The organism is Streptomyces alkaliphilus (assembly GCF_014141535.1).
GTDB classification, from domain to species: domain Bacteria; phylum Actinomycetota; class Actinomycetes; order Streptomycetales; family Streptomycetaceae; genus Streptomyces; species Streptomyces alkaliphilus.
In genome coordinates this window covers 1-5,528 of the sequence record NZ_VKHT01000282.1, presented here as the reverse complement: position 1 = coordinate 5,528, position 5,528 = coordinate 1, and the positions used below count along the sequence as shown (strand labels likewise).

Here is a 5,528-nt window from a genome sequence, read left to right as displayed (position 1 = left end):
CGGGCACCGTGGTGCGGGGGCGCGATGGCGGGCGCGCGATGGTGGGCGCGCGATGGTGGGCGCGATGGCGGCGAACGGCGGTTTCGGGCCCGGTGCCCCTCCGGCCCGCGGCGCCCGGGGGTGGTGAGGAGGGCCCGGGTGGCCGTGCCGGGCGCCCGCCCGGGGCTCGCGCGGGGGAACCCGCGCCGGCCCGGGCCCTCAGTCGCCCCCCGGCCGCCCCTGCTCGGCCTGGAGACGCGCCACGTACGCGGCGGCCTGGGAGCGCCGTTCCATCCCCAGCTTGGCGAGCAGGCTGGAGACGTAGTTCTTGATGGTCTTCTCCGCCAGGTGCAGACGCTCACCGATGGCCCGGTTGGTCAGACCCTCGCCGATCAGGTCGAGGATGCGGCGCTCCTGGTCGGTGAGCCGGCCCAGCCGCTCGTCCCCCCGCGCCGTGGCGCCGTCCCGGAGCCGTTCCAGCACCCGCTGGGTGGCCACCGGGTCCAGCAGTGACTTGCCCGCGGCCACGTCCCGCACCGCCGACAGCAGCTCCGAGCCGCGGATCGCCTTGAGGACGTACCCCGAGGCGCCGGCCATGATGGCGTCGAAGAGCGCCTCGTCGTCGGCGTACGAGGTCAGCATCAGGCAGCGGATGCCCTCCTCCCGGGAACGGATCTCTCGGCAGACCTCCACGCCGCTGCCGTCGGGCAGACGCACGTCCAGGACCGCGACGTCCGGCCGGGCGGCGGGGATGCGGGCCATCGCGTCGGCCGCCGTCCCGGCCTCCCCGACCACCTCGATGTCCTCCTCCAACGACAGCATCTCGTGCACGCCGCGCCGAACCACCTCGTGGTCGTCGACGAGGAATACGGTGATTGTTCCGTTTTCGCCTTCTTTACGCACTTTGCCAGTGTCACACGGTGACGCTCCCCGTGCCGACCCCGCGCCACCCCCATCTCCGCTCTTCCCGTAACCCGGTCGGTCGCGTTACCGTGCGGGGAAAGTCCCTCCGCGACTCGCAAGGCTGTGACCAGTGTCGTTCCCGGCCCGGCGGAAAATACTTGGCCATCCAGGTAAATCCGCAGGTCAGGGACGTTTAACGGTTCTCCGGAACACTGGGTACGGTGTTGTCAAGCGGGCCGTCGAACGGGACACCTGTCACGCTCGGGCCGTCCGCGCCGCACCCACCCCGTGCGCCGCACGGCACCGGGCGAGCCGCCCTGGTACCCGGTGGACCCCGGGGGCCGGACCGACGGAGGAGCACACGTGACCGTGGAGAGCACTGCCGCGCGCAGCCGGCCACGAGACGGTGGTGGAGGAACCGACGGTTCCACCGAACAGACCACCACCGGAAAGGACACCGGCACGACGAAGCGCAGGACCGGTGGGAAGACCACCGCGAGCGGTGCCGCCGGCCGCGCGAAGAGCACGGGCGCCGCGCGGAAGGGTGCCGCGAAGAAGACCGCGTCCGGTCGCGCCGGCAGCCGCGGGACCGCCGCGAAGTCCGGGAACACCGACGCCCCGGGGCACCACGACGAGTTCGGCGGCCCCGACATGGTGCAACTGCTGACCCCCGAGGGGGAGCGCGTCGAGCACCCCGACTACGCCATCGACCTCGACGCCGACGAGCTGCGCGGCCTGTACCGCGACATGGTGCTCACCCGCCGCTTCGACGCCGAGGCCACATCCCTCCAGCGCCAGGGCGAGCTGGGCCTGTGGCCCTCGCTGCTCGGCCAGGAGGCCGCCCAGATCGGCTCCGCCCGCGCGCTGCGGGACGACGACTACGTCTTCCCCACCTACCGCGAGCACGGTGTCGCCTGGTGCCGCGGCGTCGACCCCGCCCAGCTCCTCGGCATGTTCCGGGGCGTGAACAACGGCGGCTGGGACCCCAACGGCAACAATTTCCACCTCTACACCATCGTCATCGGCTCCCAGACCCTGCACGCCACCGGCTACGCCATGGGCGTGGCCAAGGACGGCGCGGAGTCCGCGGTCGTCGCCTACTTCGGTGACGGCGCCTCCAGCCAGGGCGACGTGGCCGAGGCGTTCACCTACTCGGCGGTCTACAACGCGCCGGTGATCTTCTTCTGCCAGAACAACCAGTGGGCCATCTCCGAGCCCACCGAGAAGCAGACCCGCGTCCCGCTGTACCAGCGCGCCGCGGGGTACGGCTTCCCCGGTGTCCGCGTGGACGGCAACGACGTGCTGGCGGTCCTCGCCGTCACCCGCGCCGCCGTCGAACGCGCCCGCACCGGCGGCGGTCCCATGCTCGTCGAGGCGTTCACCTACCGGATGGGCGCGCACACCACCTCCGACGACCCCACCCGCTACCGTTCCGACGACGAGCGCCTCGCCTGGGAGTCCCGCGACCCCCTCCTGCGCCTGCGCACCCACCTCGAGCGCGAAGGGCTGATGGACGCCGACGCCCTCGCCGCCGTCGAGGAGGAGAGCGACGCGCTGGGCCGCCGCGTCCGGGAGGCCATCCGCACCATGCCGGACCCCGACACCATGGCCATCTTCGAGAACGTCTACGCCGACGGACACGCACTGGTCGACGAGGAGCGGGCGCAGTTCGCCGCCTACCTGGCCTCCTTCGAGGACACCCACGGGGAGGGCAACTGACATGGCGACCACCGAGACCCGCACCATGCCGATGGCGAAGGCGCTGAACACATCGCTGCGCCACGCCATGGAGGCGGACCCCAAGGTCCTGATCATGGGAGAGGACGTCGGCAAGCTCGGCGGTGTCTTCCGCATCACCGACGGGCTGCAGAAGGACTTCGGCGAGGAGCGGGTCATCGACACCCCCCTCGCCGAGTCCGGCATCATCGGCACCGCCATCGGCCTCGCCCTGCGCGGCTACCGGCCGGTGTGCGAGATCCAGTTCGACGGCTTCGTCTTCCCCGCCTACGACCAGATCGTCACCCAGCTCGCGAAGATGCACGCCCGTGCCCTGGGCACCGTGAAGCTGCCGGTCGTCATCCGCATCCCCTACGCGGGCGGCATCGGCGCGGTGGAGCACCACAGCGAGTCGCCGGAGGCACTCTTCGCGCATGTCGCCGGCCTGAAGATCGTCACCCCCTCCACGCCGGACGACGCCTATCGGATGCTGCGGCAGTCCATCGACTGCGACGACCCGGTGATCTTCTTCGAGCCCAAGTCCCGCTACTGGGACAAGGGGGAGGTCACCACCGAGGTCCCCGACGGCGACGCCGAGCCCCTGCACCGGGCCCGGGTGCTGCGGGAGGGCACCGACCTCACCCTCGCCGCCTACGGCCCGACCGTGCGCACCGCGCTGCGCGCCGCCGAGGCGATGGCGGAGGAGAACCGTTCGGTGGAGGTGGTGGACCTGCGGTCCATCTCCCCCATGGACTTCGACACCCTGCAGGCATCGGTGGAGCGCACCGGCCGGCTGGTGGTCGTCCACGAGGCACCGGTCTTCTTCGGCGCGGGCGCGGAGATCGCCGCCCGCATCACGGAGCGCTGCTTCTACCATCTGGAGGCGCCGGTGCTGCGGGTCGGGGGCTTCCACGCCCCGTACCCGCCGGCGCGTCTGGAGGAGGAGTACCTGCCCGGACTCGACCGGGTCCTGGACGGCATCGACCGCGTGCTGGCGTTCTGAGAGGGGTGAGGGAAGTCGTGACGACGAACGCCGCGGAGCGATTCCGCGAGTTCCGCATGCCCGACGTGGGCGAGGGACTGACCGAGGCCGAGATCCTCAGCTGGCTGGTGAAGCCGGGGGACACGGTCACCGACGGGCAGGTCGTGGTGGAGGTGGAGACCGCCAAGGCCGCCGTGGAGCTGCCCATCCCGTACGACGGGGTGGTGGCACAGCTTCTGTTCGACGAGGGCACCACGGTTGACGTGGGCACCGCCATCATCAGCGTGGACACCGACCCGACGGCCGGGCCCGCGGCGCCGCCGGCGGCCACCGAGCCGGGCGCGGTCGCCGGGGACACCGGGGCGGCGACCGCCGCGCCGGCGGACACGGGCACCTCACCCGGGGCCCCCGCGCCGGGCTCCGGTGACGACGGGGGCGGCGCCGCGAAGGAGACCCGCGAACCGGTACTGGTGGGTTACGGCGTCTCCTCCGGCACCACCCGACGCCGCCCGCGGAAGACGGCCGGTGCCGGTGCCGGCGCGGGCGCGCCCGCCGCCAACGGCACCGCTCCCGCCGCGTCCGCCCCCCCGGTGGCGGAACCCGTGGCCGAGCCCGTGGCGGAACCCGTGACCGCCACGCCGACGACGGGGCGGCCCCTGGCCAAGCCGCCGGTCCGCAAGCTCGCCCGTGACCTGGGCATCGACCTGGCGGAGGTGACGCCCAGCGGCGAGGACGGCATCATCACCCGTGAGGACGTGCGCGCCCACGCCGAGCGCGCCGCCGCCCCGGCGGGTGCCGGGAAGGCCGCCGGGACCACCGCCGCCACGGTCGCCCCGCCGAGCCCGGAGACGGGCCCCGCGGAGATCGTCGACGGGACCGGGGACCGCGGACGGGCGGAGGCCCCGACCGTGGAGCCCCAGTCGATGGAGCTGATCCGCGAGCGCCGGGTGCCGATCAAGGGGGTGCGCAAGGCCACCGCCAAGGCGATGGTCTCCAGCGCCTTCACGGCACCGCACGTCACCGAGTTCGTCACCGTCGACGTGACGCGCACGATGAAGCTGGTGGAGAAGCTGCGCAAGGATCCCTCGCTGGAGGGGCTGCGCATCAACCCGCTGCTCATGGTGGCCCGGGCGTTCCTGGTCGCGATCCGCCGACACCCGGAGATCAACGCCTCCTGGGACGAGGAACGCCAGGAGATCGTGATCAAGGACTACGTCAACCTCGGGATCGCGGCCGCCACGCCGCGCGGGCTGCTGGTGCCCAACATCAAGGACGCCGGCACCAAGACCCTCCCCGAGCTGTCCCGGGCCCTGACGGATCTGGTGACCACCGCCCGCGAGGGGCGCACCTCCCCCGGCGACATGCAGGGCGGCACGGTGACCATCACCAACATCGGGGTGTTCGGCGTGGACACCGGCACGCCGATCCTCAACCCCGGAGAGTCCGCGATCCTGGCGGTCGGCACCATCAAGCCGCAGCCCTGGGTTCACAAGGACAAGGTCAAGCCTCGCCAGGTCACCACGCTGGCGATGTCCTTCGACCACCGCCTGGTGGACGGTGAACTCGGCTCGAAGGTCCTGGCGGACACCGCGGCGGTGCTGGAGCACCCCCAGCGGCTGATCTCCTGGACCTGACTCCCGGCCGCCGTGCCCGCTCGCTCCCGGATGGGCACGGCGGGCACGGGCGGCATCCGTCCGACACGGCGCCCCGTCGCCCGGTCCCCCGACCGGGCGACGGGGCGCCGTGCGTCGGGGGTTCCGGCACGGGGGCGGTGAAGCCTCGCGCCCGGCTCCGGATCACCGGGCGGGCGAGCGGACGGCAGCCTCCGGGCCTCCGGGCGAGTCTCGAGCCCCGTTCCCGACCCTCCACGGGGCCGGGAACGGGGAGGTCCCGGGGACGGCCGAACCCCCGTGCCGGCCACCCCCGGAAGTCGGGATCGGGGCGGACG

General features: G+C 72.9%; 4 protein-coding genes. 3 read left to right on the top strand and 1 reads right to left on the bottom strand.

Annotation, left to right across the window (positions count from 1 at the left end; all coding sequences use genetic code 11):
• Positions 1–198 precede the first annotated feature (198 nt).
• Complete coding sequence (locus FNQ90_RS11230) at positions 199–882, bottom strand: response regulator (RefSeq protein ID WP_143620605.1); 684 nt, start codon at positions 880–882, stop codon at positions 199–201.
• Between the two features lie 363 nt (positions 883–1,245).
• Here FNQ90_RS11230 and pdhA point away from each other — a divergent pair, with 363 nt between their 5' ends.
• From pdhA to FNQ90_RS11215, 3 genes are read left to right on the top strand one after another with little or no spacing between them, the layout of a single operon-like run.
• Positions 1,246–2,601 (top strand): pyruvate dehydrogenase (acetyl-transferring) E1 component subunit alpha, encoded by a 1,356-nt coding sequence (gene pdhA, locus FNQ90_RS11225; protein ID WP_407699342.1) that lies wholly within the window; start codon positions 1,246–1,248, stop codon positions 2,599–2,601.
• 1 nt (position 2,602) lies between these two features.
• Entirely contained in the window at positions 2,603–3,601 is a 999-nt protein-coding gene (locus tag FNQ90_RS11220; protein ID WP_143620609.1) for an alpha-ketoacid dehydrogenase subunit beta, read from the top strand.
• 56 nt (positions 3,602–3,657) lie between these two features.
• A complete protein-coding gene (locus FNQ90_RS11215; protein WP_182606233.1) occupies positions 3,658–5,214 on the top strand; it encodes a dihydrolipoamide acetyltransferase family protein in 1,557 nt (518 codons plus the stop codon).
• The last annotated feature ends 314 nt before the right edge of the window (positions 5,215–5,528 follow it).

What these genes read in the sequence shown, in the direction of transcription:
- FNQ90_RS11220 (WP_143620609.1), top strand. Translation starts at nt 2,603, where the DNA reads ATGGCGACCACCGAGACCCGCACCATGCCGATGGCGAAGGCGCTGAAC.
- FNQ90_RS11215 (WP_182606233.1), top strand. Translation starts at nt 3,658, where the DNA reads ATGCCCGACGTGGGCGAGGGACTGACCGAGGCCGAGATCCTCAGCTGG.